19 protein-coding genes, 1 tRNA gene and 1 pseudogene are annotated in these 21,295 nt (G+C 68.2%); 3 read left to right on the top strand and 18 right to left on the bottom strand.

The genetic code is table 11. The annotated features are described in order from the left end of the window. From PSV23_RS08560 to PSV23_RS08595, 8 genes and pseudogenes are all read right to left on the bottom strand, one after another. Positions 1-188 (bottom strand): hypothetical protein (locus PSV23_RS08560; RefSeq protein ID WP_300467879.1); only part of this gene is annotated, 188 nt, incomplete at its 3' end. 54 nt (positions 189-242) lie between these two features. Continuing rightward, positions 243-1,160 (bottom strand): annotated as a pseudogene (mmsB, locus tag PSV23_RS08565) (3-hydroxyisobutyrate dehydrogenase); the annotation flags it as partial. Positions 1,161-1,226: 66 nt separating this feature from the next. Continuing rightward, entirely contained in the window at positions 1,227-1,988 is a 762-nt protein-coding gene (locus PSV23_RS08570; RefSeq protein ID WP_300467881.1) for a methyltransferase, read from the bottom strand. A 62-nt stretch (positions 1,989-2,050) separates the two neighbouring features. Continuing rightward, on the bottom strand, positions 2,051-2,824 hold the full coding sequence (locus PSV23_RS08575) for a hypothetical protein (protein ID WP_300467883.1): 774 nt from the start codon (positions 2,822-2,824) through the stop codon (positions 2,051-2,053). Positions 2,825-2,882: 58 nt separating this feature from the next. Further along, on the bottom strand, positions 2,883-3,935 hold the full coding sequence (locus PSV23_RS08580; protein ID WP_370461029.1) for an enoyl-CoA hydratase/isomerase family protein: 1,053 nt from the start codon (positions 3,933-3,935) through the stop codon (positions 2,883-2,885). A 9-nt stretch (positions 3,936-3,944) separates the two neighbouring features. Further along, positions 3,945-4,361 carry a PIN domain-containing protein gene (locus PSV23_RS08585; protein ID WP_300467885.1) on the bottom strand — a complete coding sequence of 139 codons (417 nt, stop codon included), beginning with the start codon at positions 4,359-4,361 and terminating at the stop codon, positions 3,945-3,947. Then, positions 4,342-4,599, bottom strand: a complete 258-nt coding sequence (locus PSV23_RS08590; RefSeq protein ID WP_300467887.1) for a type II toxin-antitoxin system prevent-host-death family antitoxin — start codon at positions 4,597-4,599, stop codon at positions 4,342-4,344. The genes PSV23_RS08585 and PSV23_RS08590 overlap by 20 nt, the downstream gene beginning before the upstream one ends. Before the next feature lie 62 nt (positions 4,600-4,661). Next, complete coding sequence (locus PSV23_RS08595; RefSeq protein ID WP_300467889.1) at positions 4,662-5,801, bottom strand: isobutyryl-CoA dehydrogenase; 1,140 nt, start codon at positions 5,799-5,801, stop codon at positions 4,662-4,664. Positions 5,802-6,165: 364 nt separating this feature from the next. On the opposite strand from PSV23_RS08595, the gene hemB reads away from it, so the two are divergent. Both hemB and PSV23_RS08605 read left to right on the top strand, forming a co-directional pair. Then, entirely contained in the window at positions 6,166-7,170 is a 1,005-nt protein-coding gene (hemB, locus tag PSV23_RS08600; protein ID WP_300467891.1) for a porphobilinogen synthase, read from the top strand. After that, positions 7,167-7,496: an MmcQ/YjbR family DNA-binding protein gene (locus PSV23_RS08605; RefSeq protein WP_300467893.1), complete on the top strand. Its 330-nt coding sequence runs from the start codon at positions 7,167-7,169 to the stop codon at positions 7,494-7,496. The genes hemB and PSV23_RS08605 overlap by 4 nt, the downstream gene beginning before the upstream one ends. Here PSV23_RS08605 and PSV23_RS08610 read toward each other — a convergent pair. The 6 genes from PSV23_RS08610 to PSV23_RS08635 are packed head-to-tail and all read right to left on the bottom strand — an operon-like array spanning position 7,493 to position 12,665. After that, positions 7,493-8,566: an alpha/beta fold hydrolase gene (locus tag PSV23_RS08610; protein WP_300467895.1), complete on the bottom strand. Its 1,074-nt coding sequence runs from the start codon at positions 8,564-8,566 to the stop codon at positions 7,493-7,495. The two genes, PSV23_RS08605 and PSV23_RS08610, sit on opposite strands and share 4 nt — an antisense overlap. Beyond that, complete coding sequence (locus PSV23_RS08615) at positions 8,563-9,390, bottom strand: MBL fold metallo-hydrolase (protein WP_300467897.1); 828 nt, start codon at positions 9,388-9,390, stop codon at positions 8,563-8,565. Before PSV23_RS08615 ends, PSV23_RS08610 begins: the two co-directional genes overlap by 4 nt. Next, positions 9,387-10,175, bottom strand: coding sequence for a TatD family hydrolase (locus PSV23_RS08620; protein ID WP_300467899.1), 789 nt, complete (start codon positions 10,173-10,175; stop codon positions 9,387-9,389). Before PSV23_RS08620 ends, PSV23_RS08615 begins: the two co-directional genes overlap by 4 nt. Continuing rightward, positions 10,175-11,152 (bottom strand): DNA polymerase III subunit delta', encoded by a 978-nt coding sequence (locus PSV23_RS08625; protein ID WP_300467901.1) that lies wholly within the window; start codon positions 11,150-11,152, stop codon positions 10,175-10,177. Before PSV23_RS08625 ends, PSV23_RS08620 begins: the two co-directional genes overlap by 1 nt. Further along, the gene (tmk, locus tag PSV23_RS08630) at positions 11,149-11,775 is read right to left on the bottom strand and encodes a dTMP kinase (protein ID WP_300467903.1); all 627 of its coding nucleotides are present in this window, start codon (positions 11,773-11,775) and stop codon (positions 11,149-11,151) included. The genes PSV23_RS08625 and tmk overlap by 4 nt, the downstream gene beginning before the upstream one ends. 38 nt (positions 11,776-11,813) lie before the next feature. Further along, positions 11,814-12,665 (bottom strand): septal ring lytic transglycosylase RlpA family protein, encoded by an 852-nt coding sequence (locus PSV23_RS08635; protein WP_300467905.1) that lies wholly within the window; start codon positions 12,663-12,665, stop codon positions 11,814-11,816. Positions 12,666-12,779: 114 nt separating this feature from the next. On the opposite strand from PSV23_RS08635, the gene PSV23_RS08640 reads away from it, so the two are divergent. Beyond that, positions 12,780-12,869, top strand: a tRNA-Ser gene (locus PSV23_RS08640). A gap of 152 nt (positions 12,870-13,021) precedes the next feature. On the opposite strand, the gene gltB is transcribed toward PSV23_RS08640, so the two are convergent. The 4 genes from gltB to PSV23_RS08660 form a co-directional block, all read right to left on the bottom strand. Beyond that, entirely contained in the window at positions 13,022-17,485 is a 4,464-nt protein-coding gene (gene gltB / locus PSV23_RS08645; protein WP_300468186.1) for a glutamate synthase large subunit, read from the bottom strand. Then, on the bottom strand, positions 17,482-18,915 hold the full coding sequence (locus PSV23_RS08650) for an NAD(P)-dependent oxidoreductase (protein WP_370461030.1): 1,434 nt from the start codon (positions 18,913-18,915) through the stop codon (positions 17,482-17,484). Before PSV23_RS08650 ends, gltB begins: the two co-directional genes overlap by 4 nt. 151 nt (positions 18,916-19,066) lie before the next feature. Beyond that, entirely contained in the window at positions 19,067-19,744 is a 678-nt protein-coding gene (locus tag PSV23_RS08655) for a TorF family putative porin (RefSeq protein ID WP_300467909.1), read from the bottom strand. Positions 19,745-19,835: 91 nt separating this feature from the next. Then, positions 19,836-21,197 carry an ammonium transporter gene (locus tag PSV23_RS08660; protein WP_300467911.1) on the bottom strand — a complete coding sequence of 454 codons (1,362 nt, stop codon included), beginning with the start codon at positions 21,195-21,197 and terminating at the stop codon, positions 19,836-19,838. Between the last annotated feature and the right edge of the window lie 98 nt (positions 21,198-21,295).

Below are 21,295 nucleotides of genomic sequence, written 5' to 3' on the forward strand. Positions count from 1 at the left end.
CCCTCGCTCTTGACCTGCTCAACGGCGGTCTCGAAGGCAGCCTTGTAGTCGAACAACCCTGTCACTCGCGCGGTCTCTTCGGATCGCCCGGTATTTGCGCCGGGCGACCGCGAAAGTCTATCGACCGCGACCGTTAAATCGTCGCAACCTTCTAATTGATAACGATTCTCAGTTTGGATCGTGCGCATGCACGAGGATCCGCGAACGGACCGTGCGCCGCCTTGAGATGGATCAAGTCCGGATCAGGTTCGGGGCAGTTCGTCCAGCTTGCCGCGCAACATCTGCAGGATGGCCGAGAAGTCGCGGCCGCCGTAGCCGAGGCCGTTGAACATCTGGAACAGGGCCTCGGTCTGGGCCCCGAGCGGGGTCGAGGCGCCCACCTTCGCCGCCGCGTCCTGGGCAAGCTTCAGGTCCTTCAGCATCATGGCCGTGGCGAAACCGCCGTCATAGTTGCGGTTCGACGGCGCGGTCGGCACCGGGCCCGGCCACGGATAGTAGGTGGTCGTCGACCAGCTCTGGCCCGACGACTTGGCGACGATGTCGAACATCTTCACCGGATCGAGGCCCAGCTTCTCGGCCAGGCCGATGGCCTCGCAGGTGCCCAGCATGGTGATGCCCAGGATCATGTTGTTGCAGATCTTGGCCGCCTGCCCCGCCCCGTGGTCGCCCGCCCGGAAGGTCGCGCGGCTCATCGGCTCCAGCGCCGCCTCGATGCGGGCGAAGTCGGGCTCGTCGCAGCCGACCATGAAGGCCAGGGTGCCGGCGTCCGCCGCCATCGTCCCGCCCGAGACGGGCGCGTCGGCGAAGGCGTAGCCCGCGTCCTTCGCCAGACCCGCCACCTTGCGGGCGGTGTCCACGTCGATGGTCGAACAATCCAGCAGCAGGGCCGAGGTCGGCGCCGCGCCGATGATCTGTTCCGAATAGACCGTCAGCACATGCGGACCGGCGGGCAGCATGGTGATGACGACGTCGGCGTCCCTGACCGCCTCGGTCACCGACCCGACGGGCGCGCAACCCGCGGCGGCGGCGCGGTCCAGCGCGGCCCGGGACAGGTCGAAGGCGGCGACGGCGTGGCCCGCCTTCGCCTGGTTGGCGGCCATGCCCCCGCCCATGTTGCCGAGGCCGATGAAGGCGATCTTGAGGGTCATGGCGTCGTCTCCCGAATGGTTTTCGGGAGCGTTAGCCCGTCACCCGCCCGGTCGCCAGCGTCGCCGGGCGGTTTTTGTTCAGCCCGGCTTGCGGAAGCGCAGCATGAACTGGCTGGTGCGCCCCCGGATCGACCCATCGAAGACGTTGGCGGTGCGCGGGTCTGTCGTATTGGCCAGGATGTCGCTCTCGCCGTCCAGAACGAAGCCCGCGGCCTGGACCTCGCGCTTGACCGCCTCGATGTCGATCCGGTGCAGGGTGCGCGCCGCCGAGAGATCCGAGCCGACAGCGGCGTAATGGTCAATGATGACGTAACGCCCCCCCGGCTTGAGGGCCGCGAAGGCGGCGGCGTTGACCTTCGACGCCGTATCGGCCGGGAACGGCTGGAGGTGCAGATCGTGGTAATTCTGGGCCGTAAAGACCAGATCCAGATCCGCGGGAAACTCGGGCGCCCCGATCGGCGAGCGAATGGCGTCCACGTTCGGCAGGGCGTCCGCCGCGGTCAGGCTGTCGCCATAGCTGGCCTGGAAGGCGATGAACTCGGCCGGCTGCCAGGCGGTGACATGGCCTTCGGGCCCCACGGCGGCCGAAAAGATGCGGGTGAAATAGCCGCCGCCGATGATCATGTCGGCGATCTTCTGACCCGGCCGGACTCCGGCGAAGTCCAGGGTCTCGGCCGCATGCCGCGCCTCGTCCCGGGCCCGGTCCTCGGCCGTGCGGCCCGTGTCGGCCAGCGCCGCCGCGTAGCTGCCGGGATCCGACGCGTACGCCGGGGCGGCCGTGAGGCTTGCGGACGACAGGATGACAGCCGCCGCAGCGGCCATGAACAGGGAACGACGCATGACAAATCCTCCTGACGCGCTCTGACGGCGCCGAAGGAAGCTAGACCTTGAAGAGCCCGCCGTCAGCCCGGTTTGCGGAAGCGATGGACGAACCGGTCGGTGCGCCCGCGGATGCTCTCGTCGAACACGCTCAGGGAATGGTCGTCGGCCGGAACGCGGACCGCGTCGCTCTCTCCGTCGAAGACGAAACCGGCCGCCTCGACCTGCCGGCGCAGTTCGGCCGCCTCGATCCGGTGCAGGGTTCCGGAAACGCTGATCCCGGCGCCGTCGGCGGCCTGGTGGTCCAGGATGACGTAGAGCCCGCCGGGCTTCAGCGCCGCGAACACCGCCGCGTTCATCCGGGCCACATCCACATTGAACCGGGGGATGGTGAAGTCGTGGTACTCCTCGCCCATGAAGACGACATCCAGCGGCCGGTCGAAGGTCATGGCTTCCAGCGCCCCGGTCACCCGGCTGACGTTGGGATAGACCGAGGCCATGGTGTCGGCGAAGCCGTTCTCGCGCTGGGCCGTCTGGTTCGGGACGAAAGCGTAGACGTGGCCTTCAGGACCGACGGCGGGCGCGAACAGCCGCGTGAAGTATCCCTCCTCCGGGCGGATGTCAGCGATCGCCTGCCCCGGAGCCAGCCGCATCAGGGCCAGCATATCGGCCGGCTTGCGCAGCGGATCGCGGGCGACCTCGGCGGGGAGACGGCGGGAATCGGCCACGGCCGCCGCATGGACGGCCGCCAGATCGGTCCGCACGTCGCTTCCCGGGACAGCGACCTCATCGCCGGTCATCGCGCAGCCGCCGAGGGCCGCCGAGGCTGCGAGCACCAATGCCAAAGTCCTGATCATGACGATCCTCCTGTTCCCGCCTCCAGCTACGACCCGGAACCGCCAGGGATGCAAGACCTCAGGGCAGCGGTGACCATTCCTCGCCCGCGGGCAGGGGCGCGAACAGGCCGTCGACCAGCGCGTCTGTCACTCCGCCCAGGTCGGCGGGCGACCAGCGGGGCGTATTGTCCTTGTCGACGATCACGGCGCGGACCCCCTCCTGGAAGTCATGGCTGCGCACCACCCGGCCGCCCAGTCGGTATTCCATGGCCATGTTGTCCGCGAAGGTCGCCAGTGTCGCCCCGATCCGCAACTGACGCAGCGTGATCTTCATCGACTGCGGCGACTTGGTCTTCAGGATCGCCAGCTGGGCCAGCGCCCACTCCGACCCGTCGGCCTCCAGCGCCGCGAAAATCTCCTCGACCGTGTCGAAGGCGAACAGCCGGTCGATGGCCTCGATGTGCGCCTCGATCGGCGCGTCGCCGTGGTCACTCTCCAGCTCGTCGGCGATATCGACCGGGTGAGCCGGGTCCGTGGACAGGATCGCGCGGAAGGCGTCGAGACCTTCCTCGTCCATGAAGTGGGTGTGGATGCCCAGGAATACAGTGTCGGCCGCCTTCAGCCGCGCGCCGGTCAGGGCCAGCCAGGTCCCGGTGAAGCCCGGCAGCCGCGGCAGGAACCAGCCGCCGCCCACGTCGGGGAACAGGCCTATGCCGGTCTCGGGCATGGCGTAGGTGGTGCGTGCGGTGGCGATGCGGACGTCGGCCGGCTCGCTGATGCCCACCCCGCCGCCCATGACGATCCCGTCGACGATCGCGGTGATCGGTTTCGGATATTCGAACAGCAGATGGTTCAGCCGGTATTCGGTCAGGAAGAAGGCCTTCGCCTCGGAGGCGTCCCCCGCCCCGCTCCCGGCGATCATGCGAATGTCGCCGCCGGCGCAAAAGCCGCGTTCGCCGGAATGGTCGATCAGGACGGACTGCACCGCATCGTCCTCGCGCCACGCCAGCAGCGCCGCCGTCATCCCCTCGCACATCGCCCGGTTCAGCGCGTGCAGCGCCCTGGGCCGGTTCAGGGTGATGCGGCCGACGCCGGATTCGACGCGGGTCAGGACTTCGGAATCGGCGATCATGCGCTCCGCTTAGTCGCGTAGATCGAAGACGTCCACGCCGGCGGCATTCGCGGCGCTTATGAGGCTCGCATCGCGAGACGCGAGTGCGCCGTCGATCGCCATCGCCAGCCACAGGTAGCTCGCGTCGAAGAGACTTAGCCCCCGAGCCGCCGCAAGGAGGGACAGGAGTCGCAGGTCGTCTCGATTGAACGGCGGTGCAGTCGCGATCCCGCAGGCGTCGAGAAGCGTAAGCGCTTCTGGCAGGTCGAAACCCGGCTCGCGGCGCGTCTGGCGTACGAGAAGGTTTCCGATTTCCCACTGGAACACGTGTGGCGCGACCGGTTCAAATCTGTCGAGACTGTCGAGAAGATCAAGAGCTGGCCGGGTCGCCTGGGAGGCCAGTAGCCACGCCGCCGCCGCCGAGGCGTCAACGATCAGCTTCGTCACGCGCGATCGCCTTCAACTGCTCCCATGATAGCGACGCCCAGTCCGGATCGGGCGCCTGCTTGTCGCGGAACGCCCGGGTTCGCTCCGCCAGTTCCGTCGCCCGGGCCCGTCGATCCGAAGGTTCAGGCGCAAGACGGGCGACCGCCTTGCCGTGACGGGTGATCACAATGGCCTCTCCAGAGGTTTCCACCTCATCGATCAGCGCAGAGAGATTTGTCTTCGCTTCAAGGACCCCCACAGTCCGCATACCCGTCTCCTGACCATTATTCTGGTCAGAATAACATAGATCGCGCGGCTGGCCTACTGCCGCAACATCTCTCGCGCCGTGATCACCCGCATGATCTCGTTGGTGCCCTCGAGGATGCGGTGGACCCGCAGGTCGCGCACGATCCGCTCCAGCGGATAGTCCTTCAGATAGCCGTAGCCGCCATGCAGCTGCAGGGCCTCGTCGGCGATCTGGAAACAGGCGTCGGTGGCGAACCGCTTGGCCATGGCGCACCATTTGGTCGCCTCCGGATGGCGCGTGTCCATGGCCCAGGCGCCGCGCAGGACCAGCAGGCGGGCGGCCTCCAGCTGGGTCGCCATATCGGCCAGCTTGAACTGAACATTCTGGAAGTCAGACAAGGGCTTGCTGAACTGTTTTCGCGTCGTGACATAGGCCTGCGCCGCCTCCAGGGCCAGCCGCGCCCCGCCCAGCGAACAGGCGGCGATGTTCAGACGGCCGCCGTCCAGACCCATCATGGCGTAGCGGAATCCGTCGCCTTCCTTGCCCAGCAGATTGGCTGCGGGAATGCGGCAGTCGTCAAAGGCGACGATGGCCGTGGGCTGGCTGTTCCAGCCCATCTTCTTCTCCTGCGCGCCGAAGCTCAGGCCCGGCGCGTCCTTCTCGACCACGAAGGTCGATATGCCCTTGGGCCCATCCTGTCCGGTGCGGGCCATGACGACATAGACGTCCGAGGTCCCGGCGCCCGAGATGAAGGCCTTGGAGCCGTTCAGCACCCAGTGGTCGCCGTCCAGCCGCGCCGTGGTGCGCAGGCCCGCCGCGTCGGACCCCGAACCCGGCTCGGTCAGGCAGTAGCTGGCGATCAGCTCCATCGACACCAGCCGCGGCACATAGCGGGCGCGCAGGTCGTCGGAGCCGAATTTGTCGATCATCCACGTGGCCATGTTGTGGATGCTGATGAAGGCCGCCGTCGACACGTCCCCGCGCGACAACTCTTCGAAAATCAGAGCCGCCTCGACCCGGCCCAGCGCCATGCCGCCGTGCTCCTCGCCCGTATAGATGCCGCAGAAGCCCATCTCGGCGGCCTGGCGCATGACATCGACCGGGAAATGCTTGGTCTCGTCCCATTCGGCGCTGTGCGGGGCCAGTTCCGCCTCGGCGAACTGGCGGGCGGCGTCCTGGATGGCGCGCTGGTCGTCGTTGAGGGCGAAGTCCATGGGTCGTTCCTTGAGTTCGAACGCGCTTCTAACCATGCCCGCCGCTCACGTCATCCCAACCACTGCTTTCGTCATCCCCCGGTCTGCGTGGCGCCGGAAGATGACGAAAGCAGGAGTGTGATCCGTTCCTGCGTCCGTTTCTGACGTAGAGCCGTGCCAGATTGCCCGCGGGGCCGCCTGATGATCGACAGGGGCATGGACGGATGAGACGCATGAGACTCTTGAGACTGTTTTTTCCGCCGCGCACGGAGTGCGCTCTTCGCACGCTTCGCACTGTGTTTTCGCCCGGGAACCGACCGCTCCGGACTCTTCAAACGCTTCGCGCCCTGTTTTCCCTGACCGCCAAGCCGCCTATGACCCCTGCATGACCCAGCCGTTCGCCCCCGCCGCCTTCCCCTACGCCCGTCCCCGCCGCCTGCGCAGCAGCCCCTGGGTGCGCCGGCTGGTGGCCGAGACGACGCTGACGCCCGCCGACCTGATCTGGCCGCTGATCGTCCATGACGGCGCCGAGGACCGGATTCCGGTCGCCTCCATGCCCGGCGTCTTCCGCCTGTCGCCGAAAGCCGCCGCCGAGGCCGCCGTCGAGGCCCGCGATCTGGGCATCCCGGTCGTGGCCCTGTTCCCCAATGTCGACAGCGCCATCAAGGACGGCGTCGGCACCGGCGCCACCGACCCCGACGGCCTGATCCCCGCCTGCATCAAGGCCATCAAGGACGCGGCGCCCGGGATCGGCGTCATGACGGACGTCGCCCTGGACTGCTACACCGACCATGGCCACGACGGCGTTGTCGAGAACGGTCGCATTCTCAATGACGCCAGTCTGGAACGCCTCGCCGAACAGGCCTTCATCCACGCCCACGCCGGGGCCGACATCGTCGCGCCCTCCGACATGATGGACGGCCGCGTCCAGGCCATCCGCGAGGCGCTGGAGGCCAATGGCTTCCACGACACCCTGATCCTGTCCTATGCGGCGAAATTCGCCTCGGCCTTCTACGGTCCGTATCGCGACGCCGTCGGTTCGGCGAAACAGCTGACCGGCGACAAGAAGACCTATCAGATGGACTACGCCAACTCCGACGAGGCCCTGCGCGAGGTGGCCATGGACATCGCCGAGGGCGCTGACGCCGTCATGGTCAAGCCGGGCATGCCCTATCTCGATATTGTTCAACGTGTTGTGGAGACTTTCAAAGTCCCCACCTTCGCTTACCAGGTGTCCGGCGAATACGCGATGATGCAGGCCTCGATCGCCAACGGCTGGCTGGAAGAGGACCGCGCCATCCTCGAGACCCTGCACGGCTTCAAGCGCGCGGGCTGCGCCGGCGTGCTGAGCTATTTCGCGCCCAAGGCGGCGAGGCTTCTGGCCAGATGACCCTCGACGATTTCCGGCGCGTCGCCCTGAGCCTGCCCGAGGCTGTCGAGGGCGGGCACATGGGTCGCACGGACTACCGCGTCGGCAACCGCATCTTCGCCAGCCTGCACCCCGACAAGGACGCCGGCATGGTGATCCTCAAGCCCGAGGAGCAGGCGATGCTGGTCGAGGCCGAGCCGGCGATGTTCTCCCCGCTCCCCGGCGGCTGGGGCAAGAACGGCTCGACCCTGGTGCATATGGGCGCGGTCGATGAAGCGACCCTGCGGGACGCGCTGATCCGGGCCTGGCGTCACCGCGCCCCACCCTCGGCGATCGCGGCGCTCTAGCGTTCCGACCGCGCCAGCAGGTCGACCAGATCGTCCTTCCAGAAGGCCGCCCAGGTGTGGGTTCCATGACCCTTGCCGCCGGCGCTGTTGGGGACGAGGCGGTAGCGGACACTGGCGATGCGCGGAACGAACTGCTCGGCCAGACCCAGCTCAGGCGGATTGATGAAGTCGTCGGCCGAGTTGATCCAGGTCATCGGGGCGGTGATCCGCTCCAGCCCTGCCGAGGGATCGTAATCGAACGAGGCGTTGACCTGATGCCAAAGGTCATTGGCGTCCAGCGCCGGGATGCGCCGCGCCTGCTGGGCCGTCAGCCACTCATCGACGGCGGCGGGCGTCGCCAGATCCTGCTGCATGGCCATGGGCGCCGAGCCCGCCAGCAGCAGCAGATCAACCGCCGTGCGCAGGCCTTCAACAGGCTGGGTCGCATAGTCCCCGCCGGCCCACGCCGGATCGCTGCGGATGGCGTCCTTCAGCATGGAGCGCCACAGCCGGTTGCGGCCGACGATGGCGGTCGGCTGGCAGGCCATGGGCATCAGGGCGTCGGCGAAATCCGGATGGGTCTCGGCCCAGACGAAGATGTGCATGCAACCCATCGAAGTGCCAAGAATCAGCCGCAGACGGTCCACGCCGAGGCCCTCGGTCAGCAGCCGGCGCTGCGCCTCGACCATGTCTGCGTAGCCGTATTCGGGAAAGCGGGCCCTCTGGCCGTCCGACGGCTTCGATGAGCCGCCGTGTCCGAGGTTGTCGGGCATGATGATGTAGTAGCGGGACGTATCCAGCGGTTGACCCGGTCCGAACAGTTCGCCCGCGAACTGGGGCGACAGGAACTGGGCGCCCGTCCCGCCCGTGCCGTGCAGCAGCAGGACCGCGTTCTCGACTCGTCCGTCGGCGCCCCGGCGCGGCGCCCCGAGGGTGCGGTAGTGCAGCCGCAGTTCCGGCAGCCGCTGCCCGCCGGCGAGGGCGAAATCCGTCGCGGTGAAATCCCCTTCCGCCGGCGCCGGCCGGGCGAGGACGGCCGATGACAGGGCAAGGGCGGCGAGGCCGCAAACGGCGGACAGCAGGCGTTTCATTTCGTCGGAACTCCAGCCAGTGTCAGCCGCGCGGACCAGCCGTCAAAAGCCACATCGACATGGGCGGGAACCGCGGCCTTCAGGGCGTTGTAGTCGAGATCGAGGTGCAGATTGGTCAGGACGGCGCGTTTAACGCCCGCGCGGGCGATCCAGTCCAGCGTCTTCTCGACATGGGCGTGGGTCGGATGCGGGGTCCAGCGCAGGGCGTCGACGATCCAGAGATCACAGCCCCGCACCGCCTCGATCGCAGCCTCATCCAGATCGGACACGTCGCTGGAGTAGGCCACAGGCCCGATTCGGTAGCCGACCGACCGGATCGGGCCATGGGCCTGGTCGAAGGTGACGACCGGCACGTCCCCGCCGGCGCCGCTGACGTCCCAGTCCTGCCCGTGAGGCGGGATCAGCATCTCGTCCAGAATGGCGGGATAGCCCTCCTGGTTTTTGAAAATGTAGGGAAAACGTCCGGTCAGCGCGGTCTGCGTCGCGGCGTCCATCCACGCGGGAATGCGCCGTCGCGCCCGCACCGCGAACACCCTCAGATCGTCGATCCCATGCACCTGATCGGCGTGGTCGTGGGTGTAGAGTACAGCGTCGATGTGCCGGACCCGGGCGGCCAGCATCTGGGCGCGCAGGTCAGGCGAGGTGTCGATGAGCACACTGGTCACGCCGTCGGGCCCGTGGCGGCGGATCAAGGCTGAACAGCGGGTGCGACAGTTCTTCGGCTCGGCCGGATCGCAATCGCCCCAGTCGCCGTCGCCGCGCGGCACCCCGCCGGACGAGCCGCAGCCCAGGATGACGACCTCCAGCTCGCCCGCGCCGCTCATGCCCCCTCCGGCCTCGGAATGCGATCGAACAGGGCGAAGAAGGCGTCGGTGGTGCGCGCTTCGGCCTCCTCCCGGGTCCAGCCCCTGATATCCGCGAGCGCGTCCAGCACGTGACCGACATAGGCCGGCTCATTGCGGCGGCCCCGGTGAGGAACGGGCGCCAGATAGGGACAGTCGGTCTCGATGATGATCCGGTCGGCCGGCATGGCGCGGATCACGTCCCGCACATCGCCCGCCGCCTTGAAGGTCGCTATGCCGGACACGGAAAACCACGCACCCAGTTCCGCTGCCTTTTCCGCCAGTTCCGGGCCGCTCGTGTAGCAGTGCATCAGAAATTGGAATGGCGCTTCGGCCTGTTCCTCGGCGAGGATGGCGGCCATGACCTCGTCGGCTTCGCGCGTGTGGACCACCAGCGGCAGACCGGTCAGCCGGGCCGCCCCGATATGCTGGCGGAACACGGCCGCCTGAACATCGCGGGGGCTCAGATCATAATGGAAATCCAGCCCGCACTCGCCGATTCCCACCACGCGGTCGCGCGCCGCCAGCTCGGCCAGCCGTTCCGCGGTCAGATCGGCGTGATCCTTCGCCTCGTGGGGATGGGCCCCGACCGTGCACCAGATGTCGTCATGAGCCATGGCGAGCCCGTGGGTGGCCTCGAAGGTCGACAGCTTGTCGGAGATCTCGATCATCAGGCCCACGCCTGCCGCGCGGGCCCGGGCGATGACGGCGTCGCGGTCCTCGTCGAACTGCGGCGCGTGCAGATTGACGTGACTGTCGATCAGCATCAGCCGCCCGCCTTGGTGCGTTGCAGATCGGCCAGCGCTCCAGCCAGAACGTCCCCCCGATCCAGATTGATCGCAGCCGTCCGCTCGGGCAGTTCGGACAGGCGGCTCCACAGCTCGGCCCAGCGGGCGCCGGAGGCCCCCTCTTCCAGCGCCCGCACCTTCACGGCGGCGGTCAGCCGGTCCATCAGGGTCTCGAACCGCTCCTGCCCCTCCGCGCCGCGGAATTTGTCGGCGACGGCCAGAGCCTCGGCGCGGTCCACGGTCGGGGCGGAGATCCAGGTCTGGGCCAGCTGATCCGCTTCCAGGGTTGCACCGGAGGCCAGGGCCAGGGCCTGACCCGGCGAACCGGCGGCCATGCCGGCGATCCGTGCGGCTTCACCGGACGAGACGCCGGTCTGGTTGCGGACCAGGTCTTCAAGGGCGTGCAGCGGCCAGACGGGGAAGGCCAGGCGACGGCAGCGGGAGCGGATGGTCGAGAGCAGCCGTCCTGGCGCATGGGTGACCAGGAACAGCACGCCCCGCTCTGGCGGTTCCTCCAGAACCTTCAGCAAGGCATTGGCGGCATTCAGGTTCAGGTCGTCCGCAGCGTCGATGATCGTCACGCGATAGCGGGCCTGCGAGGGGCTCTTCGAAAAAAACTCCGGCAGGTCGCGGGCCTGATCGACCGAGATCGACTTCTTCGTCTTGCCGCCCTCGACGGCGCGTTCCAGCACCAGCAGGTCGGGATGGGACTGGGCCGTCACCAGCCGGGCCACGGGATCGTCCGGCCGGGTCCCCAGCAGGCCGCGTGACGGATCAGGCGCGGCTCCAAGAAGGCGGCGGGCGGCGCGGTAGGCGAACGTCGCCTTGCCGGACCCCTCGACCCCGCACAGCAGCCAGGCGTGGTGCAGTCGGCCCTTGTCGAAGGCGTCAAGGAATGACGCCTCGGCCGCGGCGTCCGGAATCAGGTCGAAGCGGTCGCGCGGATGCTCGCTCACAGCAGCCGCGCCTCTATAGCGGCCCAGACGCGCGCCGCGACCGTGTCCTGATCACCGTCGGCGTCGATGACGACGCAGCGTTCGGAATGGGCCGTCGCGATGTCGAGGAAGCCGCGCCGCAGTCGCTCATGGAACTCCAGCCCCTTTGATTCGAAGCGCGTTTCGAACAGCCCCCGCCCGAAGGCCCGCTCCAGACCTACGCTGACCGGCAGGTCGAAGACCAGGGTCAGATCCGGCTGGGTTTCGCCGACAATGGCCGCGTCCAGGGTTTCAATAAACGCCGCCGGCGTCCCGCCGCCGACGCCCTGATACGCGCGGCTGGAATCGGTGAAACGATCGCATACCACCCAACGGCCCGCTCCGAGCGCCGGCCGGATCGTGCGCTCCAGATGGTCGCTGCGGGCGGCGAACATCAGCATCGTCTCGGTCATCGGAGACCAGCGGCCGGCGTCGCCGTTCAGGGCGATGCTGCGAATATCCTCCGCGCCGGGCGATCCGCCGGGTTCTCGCGTCTGGACAACCTCGAGATCACGCGCGCGCAGGCGCTCGACCAGCCGGGCGACCTGGGTCGACTTGCCGGTTCCCTCGCCGCCTTCGAATGTAATGAATCTGCCCTGGGTCACCGGCGCACAATGGCGGCGCCCGCCCGGTTCGCAAGGGTCTAGCCGCCGGAAATCATCGTGGCTTCGGGATAACCTCGCGAGATGACGGCGCGCCGGGAGCGCTCGGCCGTCCCGGCGTCGGGCCAGGGACCGACGAGGACGCGGAACTGGCCCGGCCCGGCTTCGTCGACCGTGGCGCCGCCGCCCAGATGGGAAGCCGCCCGACGAGCCCGGCGAGGGTCGGCCCACATTCCGGCCTGGACCCAGACCCCGGCCCGCGCGGGCGTCGAAGAGAGCGAAGGCTCCGGCGGGGGTGCGGCTGGCTCAGGTATGGACGCCAGATAAGGAACCGGACCGGATACGACCGCCGTCGGGGCGGAAGGCGGCGCGCCGGCATCGGCGTACTGCAGGACGGTACCGCCACCCAGTCGCGGGGCGCGGCCGAGGTAGCGAACCCGCACCTCTCCGACACCGGCGCGCCGCATGTCGAGGGCGTCGGCCGCTCCACGTGAAAGATCGATGATCCGGTTATCGACGAAGGGCCCCCGGTCGTTGACCCGCACGACGATCCGGCGGCTGTTGGCAAGATTGGTGATCTCCACCAGCCCGGGCAGAGGCAGCGTCTTGTGAGCCGCCGTCAGGGCATACATGTCGAACCGTTCCCCCGTCGCCGTCGGACGGCCGTTGAACTGATCTCCGTACCAGGAGGCCAGGCCGGTCTCGTCGTAACCGGGCTGTTCAGCGGGCCGATACCAGCGTCCGCGGACTTGATAGGGCCGCATGGTCCCGGACACGATAGGCGCCGGATCGGTCACGACCGGCAGCCGGCCAACATCCGGCCGGGCGCCGCCCGCGCATGCGGCCAGAAGCGGAAGCAGCCCGCCCGCGAGCACCCCACGCACGAGTTTCATGCTGATATGTCCGGTCATCGCCCTTCTCCCGAAGGCCGGAATTATGACCGGAGACATTTCCGCTTTGGTTAACGGGACGTTTGGCGCTATGCGGCCATTCCGCTCGATAAGCACGGACAGGTGGCCGAGTGGTTTAAGGCAGCGGTCTTGAAAACCGCCGTAGGTGAGAGCCTACCGTGGGTTCGAATCCCACCCTGTCCGCCATCCCGGGTCGGGACTCACGCCGCCATTTTGCCGGCGTCTCCCGACCCCCGGCTTCCAGCCGTCGAGTTGGCCGGAAAAGACCTCATGAATCGGTCTGGTTTCCGGCAAAATATAGACAACCCCCACGGTCAGCCCCCGCCGCCTGTCGCATGTTACGCCCGCCGGGCGCTGACGACAGCCTGTCCTTCCGTCCTGGGCAGGAGGTGGCGGAACTGGCCCAGGACGAAAGGCCAGGTCTCGAGCAGACGGAGAGCGAGCGGAGATCGGGTTTCGACGGCATGGCGGGCGACCAGCGCCTGGAGCCGCACCCCCGACTCTCCGGAGACCATCACGCTCGCGACCGAGTCGCCGTTGACCCGAACAAGAGCCGTGCCCTCGGGGTCATGGATGAAGGCCTCGCCGCCGGACATTCCCGCCCCGAAATTCCAACCTGTCGCGCCGAGGATCACCACGGTTCCGCCGGTCATGTATTCGCAGCCATGCGCGCCGCAACCTTCCACCACCGCGTCGGTGCCGGAGTTCCTGACCGCGAACCGCTCTCCGGCCGCGCCCGCCGCGAACAGGGCGCCGGACGTGGCGCCGTACAGGCAGGTGTTTCCGATCAAGGCCTCTCCGGCCGCCCACGCAGTGGGGCGGACGATGACTTCGGCGCCCGAGAGGCCCTTGCCGACATAGTCGTTCGCCTCGCCGTCCAGTTCGATGCGCAGGCCCTTCATGCCCCAGGCGCCGAGCGACTGTCCCGCCGCCCCCCGCAGCCTCAGCGTCAGATGACCGGCCGGCAGGGTCGAGGCGTAACGGCGCACGATGTGCGAGGATATCCGGGCCCCTATGGCGCGCTGGGTGTTGGTCACCGCATAGGTCAGCGACATCTTCTCGCGCCGGTCCAGGAAGCGCGCTGCGTCCTCGACGATCCTCGCATCCAGCGTGTCGGGCACCGCGTTCCAGGGCGGCTCGGCGCCGCGCGTCTCTCCCTCGCCGACCCGGACCAGAAGCGGATTCAGATCCAGATCGTCCAGATGGGCATCGCCGCGCGACACCTGCCGCAGCAGGTCGGTTCGTCCAACCGCCTCGTCCAGCGACCTCAGCCCCAGCGAGGCCAGCACTTCCCGCGTCTCCTCGGCGATGAAGCTGAACAGGTGGACCACCTTCTCGGGCGTCCCTGTGAACATGGCGCGCAGCCGCTCGTCCTGGACGCAGACCCCGACGGGACAGGTGTTGGAATGGCACTGGCGCACCATCAGACAGCCGACCGCGATCAGGCTGGCCGTGCCGATGCCGAACTCTTCGGCTCCCAGCATGGCGGCAATGACGATGTCGCGCCCGGTCCGCAAGCCGCCGTCCGTGCGCAGCCGCACGCGGCCGCGCAAGCCGTTCAGGCTCAGCACCTGGTGCGCCTCTGACAACCCCAGTTCCCACGGCATGCCGGCGTGCTTGATGGAGCCGAGCGCGGAAGCTCCGGTCCCACCACTATGACCGGCGATCAGGATAATGTCGGCCTTGGCCTTGGCGACGCCGGCGGCGACCGCGCCGATGCCCGACTGTGCGACCAGCTTGACCGTCACCCGGGCGTCCGGATTGATCTGCTTCAGGTCGTAGATGAGCTGGGCCAGGTCTTCGATCGAATAGATGTCGTGGTGCGGCGGCGGGCTGATCAGGGTGACGCCGGGCGTCGAATGGCGCATACGGGCGATGAACTCGGTGACCTTGAACCCGGGCAGCTGCCCGCCCTCACCCGGCTTGGCGCCCTGGGCGATCTTGATCTCGATCTCGCGGCACTGGTTCAGATATTCAGCCGTGACGCCGAACCGCCCGGAGGCGATCTGCTTGACCGCGCTGTTGGCGTTGTCGCCGTTGGGGCGCGGCGTGTAGCGCTCAGGGTCCTCGCCGCCTTCGCCCGATACGGACCGGGCCCCGATGCGGTTCATGGCGATATTCAGCGTCTCGTGCGCCTCGGGCGACAGGGCGCCCAACGACATGCCGGGCGTGACGAAGCGACGGCGGATGTCGTTGACGCTTTCGACCTCGTCGATCGGAGCGGCGATGGCGTCCCGGAAATCCAGCAGGTCACGCAGGGCCGTCGAAGGCAGTTCGCGGACCCGGCGGCTGTACGCCTTGAACCGCCCGTAATCACCACGCGTCGTTGCGTCCTGAAGCCGGTGGATCAGTTCGGCGTCCCAGCCGTGTGTCTCCTCCCCCGCCCGCACGCGATGCGAGCCGCCGATGCGCAGCGACGGGCGCCACGACTCGAACCCGCGCGCCGTCTTGCGGATGACCTGGGCCTCGATGCCCGCCAGACCGATGCCCGAGATGCGCGAGGTCATGCCCGGGAAGAATTCCGCCACCAGGGCGCGGCTCAACCCCAGCGCCTCGAACTCGCACGCCCCGCGATAGGCCGAGATCACCGAGATCCCCTTCCTGGCGAGGATCTTCATCAGCCCGGCCTCGACCGCGGCCTTGTGGTTCAGGCAGGCATCGCGAAGGGTCAGCCCGGGATAGCGGCCGCCGGCCAGCCGCTCGAGGAAGGTCTCCTGCGCCAGCCAGCCATTGACCGCCGTGGCGCCGCATCCGACCAGCACCGCGAAGGCATGGGCGTCGATAGCCTCCGCCGCACGCACCACCAGCGAGCAGTAGGTACGCAGCCCCTCGTCCACCAACCGGCCGTGCACGGCCGCTGTGGCCAGGATCATGGGGATCAGCGGCCGCGCCTCGCCCATTCGTTCGTCGGTCAGTACGATCAGGGCCGCGCCGTCTTTCGCCGCCGCCACGGCCTCGTCCCGGACGCGATCCAGCGCCTGCTTCAGGGCGCCTTCGCCCGCGGGGAAGGTGCAGTCGATGACCGTGGTCGCACCGGCCCCCACCACATCCAGCATCCGTTCGTACATGCCGGTCGTCAGCACCGGGCTGTCCAGCACGAAGACCTTCGTCTGGATCTCGTCCTGGGCGAGGATATTGCCCAGGTTCTTGAACCGGGTCCGCAGGCTCATCGCCCCGGCCTCACGCAGGGAGTCGATCGGTGGATTGGTGACCTGGGCGAAGGCCTGACGGAAATAGTGGGCGAACGGCCGATCCTGATGCGACAGCACGGCCGGAGGCGTATCATCGCCCATGGACGCGATCGCCTCCTTGCCCTCCCCGGCCATCGGATCCAGCAGGGTGTCGATGTCTTCCCGGGTCCAGCCGACGGCGGCCTGGAACCGCGTCAGGGCCTCGTCCGACAGACGGCGTGGTTCAGGGCCGGGACCGACCAGCGGCTCCAGCTCCACCATATTCGACAACCACTGACGGTAGGGTAGCGCCGCCGCCAGCCGGTCGACGGTCTCGGTCTCGTCGTAGAGAACCCCCGCCTCCAGATCGACGGAGATCATCCGCCCGCCGCCAATGTGCAGGCGGCGCCTGATCCGTTCGTCCGCGATGCCGGTCATGCCCACTTCGGACCCGCAGATCAGAAGGCCGTCGACCGTCTCCGCGACACGCAGCGGGCGCAGGCCGTTGCGGTCCTTGCCCGCCACCACCCACCGGCCGTCGGTGGCGCAGATCGCGGCGGGCCCGTCCCATGGCTCCATGACCGCGTTGCAATAGGCGTAGAGGGCCCGGTGGTCGTCGCTGATCACCCCCTCGATCGGCGCCTCGGGGATGAGCAGAGCCTTGACCATGGGCGCGGGCCGACCGGCGCGGACCAGCACCTCGAACACGTTATCCAGCGCCGCGGAGTCGGAGCCGCCGGCCTGGATAACCGGCTTGACCATTGCGTCGTCGGCGCCGAAGGCCTCGGCGGTCATGCGGATTTCGTGACTGCGCATCCAGCTGGCGTTGCCGCGCAGGGTGTTGATTTCGCCGTTATGGGCCAGCATCCGGAACGGTTGCGCCAGCCGCCATTCGGGGAAGGTGTTGGTCGAATAGCGCTGGTGAAACAGGGCCACATTGGCCTCGACCCGTGGATCGTTCAGGTCCGGATAGAAGTCGGCCAACGCCTGGGCCAGCATCATTCCCTTGTAGATGACCGACCGCGCCGACAGCGAGCAGACGTAGAAATGCTGCAGGCCGGCCGCCGTCGCCCGCGCCTCGATCCGGCGGCGCAGCAGGTACAGCGCCCGCTCCAGTTCCTCGCCGTCCAGCCCTTCCGGCGGGCTGAGCATGATCTGCTCGATCTCGGGCCGGGTCGCGGCCGCCCGCTGGCCCAGCACGGACACATGGGTCGGCACCTGCCGCCAGCCATAGAGCCAGAAGCCGGCGGACATCACCTCCCGCTCGACGATGGTGCGGGCTCGTTCCTGCGCCCCCGGATCGACCCGGGGCAGGAAGATCATGCCCACGGCGATCGGCCCGGGCCGGGGCTCGTGGCCGGCGTCGCGCACCTGCGCCTCGAAGAAGGTGCGCGGCAGGCCGATCAGGATCCCCGCGCCGTCGCCCGACTTGCCGTCTGCGTCCACCGCTCCGCGATGCCAGACGGCCTTGAGCGCCTTGAGCGCCAGATCGACGACCTCCCGACGCGGTTTGCCGTCAATGGCGGCGACCAGACCGACGCCGCAAGCGTCGCGTTCGGACGCCGGCTCATAGGCGTGGGCGTCGATCAGGCGCTGACGGTCGCGTTGGTATTGTTCGGGATCGAAGCTCATGCCGCCGCCCGTTCGCGGCTGGTCAGCCAAGCGTCGATCTCGGCCGCCGCATCCTGTCCGTCCCGCACCGCCCAGACCACCAGCGACGCCCCGCGCACAATGTCGCCGGCCGCGAACACGCCTTCCAGCGTCGTCGCCTTCGTATGCCCGGCCGTCCGGATCGTGCGCCATTCGGTCAAGGCCAGATCGGGCTCATGGAACAGCCCGGGCATGTCCTCGGCATCGAAGCCGAGGGCCTCGATCACCAGATCGGCGGCCAGGTCGAACTCACCGCCCGGAACCGGTTCGACGCTCCAGCGACCGTCGGCCGATTGCGCCGCCAGCGCCATCCGCTGCGCCCGGACGCCGGTCACCCGCTCGGCCTCCCCCAGCACGGCGCGCGGCGCAGCCAGCCATTCGAAGACCACGCCCTCCTCCTCCGCATTGGCGACCTCGCGCGCGCTGCCCGGCATGTTGTCCCGGTCGCGGCGATACAGGCAGGTTACGTCCGCCGCGCCTTGCCGGACGGCGGTGCGAACGCAGTCCATCGCCGTGTCGCCGCCGCCGATCACCACCACCCGCTTGCCCGAAGCATTCAGCGCGCCGTCGTCAAAGGCGGGCACGGCGTCGCCGAACCCCTTGCGGTTCGAGGCGATCAGATAGTCCAGCGCCGCGACCACGCCATCCGAGCCGCAGCCCGGCGCGGTCAGGCGCCGCGCCTGATAGACCCCCGTCGCCACCAGCACGGCGTCATGCGCCGCGCGCACCTCGGCGAAGGGCAGATCGCCCCCGACGTCGACGCCCAGCCGGAACTCGACCCCGCCCTCGGCCAGCCGGTCGAGGCGGCGCTGGACGACGTGTTTCTCGAGCTTGAAACCGGGGATCCCGTAGGTCAGCAGACCGCCCGCGCGATCGTGTCGGTCATAGAGGGTCACCGCATATCCTGCCGACCGTAGCCGGTCCGCCGCCGCCATCCCGGCGGGGCCGGCGCCGACGATCCCCACCGAAGCGCCGCGCTCCATCCGCGGCCGGATCGGATCGACCCAGCCGTTCTCGAACGCCATGTCGCCGAGCCAGCGTTCGACCGAACCGATGGTCACCGTCTCCCAGCCGGCCTGCTCAAGGGTGCACGAGCCCTCGCACAACCGGTCCTGCGGGCAGATGCGGCCGCAGATTTCCGGCAGGGTCGAGGTCGCCTCGGCCTGACGCCATGCCTCCTCGGCCCGGCCCTCGGCCGCCAGCTTCAGCCAGTCGGGAATGTTGTTCTGCAAGGGGCAGCCCGTCTGGCAGAAGGGCACGCCGCACTGGGCGCAACGGCTCGACTGTCCGGTCCCGGCGGCGACGGTGAAGTCCGCATGGATTTCGTCGAAACCGCGGACGCGATCGGCGGCCGCGGCCTTGGCCGGGCCGGTCCTCGGAGTGACCACGAAAGTCTGGTTCACGGACGCCACATCGATCCCTTCGCTGTTGCACCAAGACTTAGGGTCAGGAGGGAGGTGTGGCAACTTCCGTGCAAGATATGCAGATCACGCCTTTCATTGCGCAAAAACCGGCCTAACGCACATATTTGCAACGTCCGACCGGTTCGCCTTGTGCATCGCATCAGAAGAGGAATTTGATCCCGGCGACGGCCCGGCTATCCGACAGGGTCCCGTCGACGTCCGTGTCGTGATAGCGGACATCGATCGCCACATGTTCGGTGACGGCGTAGCCGACCCCGACATTCCAGGTCGCATAGTCGTCGTTCACATCCAGCCACTGCCGGCCGACCGCCGCCGATACGGTCCACTTGTCGGCCGGGGCGAAGGCGGTGTTGACCTCGGCGTAGGTCGCCTCCTCGTCCGGTCCGAAGAAGTCCGGCGACCAGTAGACCGCGGCGCCGAACGTCGCCGGGCCGATGGCGCGCGACGCGGCCGCCTTGAGCTCCAGATAGTCGTAGTCCGCCCCGTCCGGCGCGTTGACATAGCCATAGCCGACCACCCCGACGTCGTAGGCAAAGCCCCCGGCCTCGCCGCGATAGCCGCCATAGATGTCCACCTCGGCGTCGGTGTCGTCGCCGAAGTCGACATTGGAACCCCAGGCGCCGACGTAGAAGGCCCCGATGGTGGCGTCGACACCGCCCTGGAGGGCCGGCTCCCCGTCGGTCTGGGTGTAGCCGCGGAAGACATAGTCGCTGACCACGCCGACATTCCAGGCCACCTCGGGCGTGGACTGGGCGCTGGCGGCCCCGGCGGTCAGAAGGGCGGCCGTCATGGCCGCGAAGGCGAAAGCGGTTCTCATCATCGTATCCCCTGTTGTCGATGGTTTTTGAGCGTCAGATCTACCGGGCGGCGGCGCGGAGGGGAGGCTCCGCGCCGCCTGTCGTTCGTGTTCAGACGCCCTCCATCACCTCGCCGTGCAGGTGTCCGTCGAGGCCCTCCGCCTCCTGTGCGGCCGTGACGCGCAGGCCGGTGGTCAACTTGCAGACGATCAGGATCAGGAAGGTGACCACGGCGCTCCAGCCGATGGTCACGCCCAACCCCCAGGCCTGTTTGGCGATCGTCGCCCCCTCGGCCACGCCATTGACGGCCGCCGAGGCGAAGACGCCCGTCAGCAGCGCGCCGAGGATGCCGCCGGCGCCGTGGATGCCGAAGGCGTCGAGGCTGTCGTCATAGCGCAGCAGCTTCTTGATCCAGACCGAGGCCGCATAGCAGACCGGGCCCGAGGCCAGACCGATGATCACCGCGCCCTTGGGATCGACCAGGCCCGCCGCGGGGGTGATGGCGACCAGACCGGCGATCAGGCCGGACAGCACGCCGATGAGAGACGGCTTACGCTTCTCCATCACCTCGACGATCTTCCAGGTCAGCGAGCCCGCCATCGCGGCCAGAATGGTGTTGAGGAGAGCGACAGACGCGATCGAGTCCGCGGTCCAGGCCGAGCCGGCGTTGAAGCCGATCCAGCCCACCAGCAGCAGGCAGGCGCCGATCATGGTCAGGACCGGATTGTGGGCGACGATGGTTTCCTTGCCATAGCCTTTGCGCGCCCCGAGGAAGATGGCGCAGACCAGACCCGCCACGCCTGCGTTGACGTGCACCACGGCGCCGCCGGCGAAATCAAGCACGCCCGCCGCGCCGAGGAAGCCTCCGCCCCAGACCCAGTGACAGATCGGCGCGTAGACCAGCAGGGTCCACAGACCGGTGAAGAGAAGCAGGCCGGAGTATTTGATCCGCTCCGCGAACGCGCCAGCGATCAGCGCCGGCGTGATGATGGCGAAGGTCAGCTGGTAGGCGATCCAGAGGTATTCAGGCAGGCCTGGCGTCAGACTGTGCGCCGTGGTCGGCGTGACGCCGTTCAGGAACAGCGCCTGGAACGAGCCGATGGAGCCCTGCACCTCGTCACCCGTATAGCCACCGATCGGCTGGCCCACGCCGAACGACAGGCTGTAGCCCGCAATAAACCAGGCGAGGGTGACCACCGACGCCACGCCCAGCGACTGGGTGATGGTAGCGATGACGTTCTTGCGCCGGACCATGCCGCCGTAGAACAGGGCCAGACCCGGCAGGGTCATCAGCAGGACCAGGGCCGTGGATGTCAGGATCCAGCCGGTCGCGGCGCCATCAAGGGCAAGGGTTGTCTGGTGCGCCAGAAGCGCCGGGTCCGGTGCGGTTGGCGCGGCTGCGAAAGCCGCCCCCGCGAGACCGCCCAACGCCAGGGTCAGAGCCCCCGCAAGCCCGATACGAAGTCGTGTCATTTGATCCCCCAAGACAGCATTACGCATGTGCGAAATGTTTACCGCATTTGCGAAATAGACAAGTGGGCGGACGGTGTTTTGCGGATACTTTTTGCTGT

It is taken from the genome of Brevundimonas sp. (genome assembly GCF_029946145.1).
Lineage (GTDB): Bacteria > Pseudomonadota > Alphaproteobacteria > Caulobacterales > Caulobacteraceae > Brevundimonas.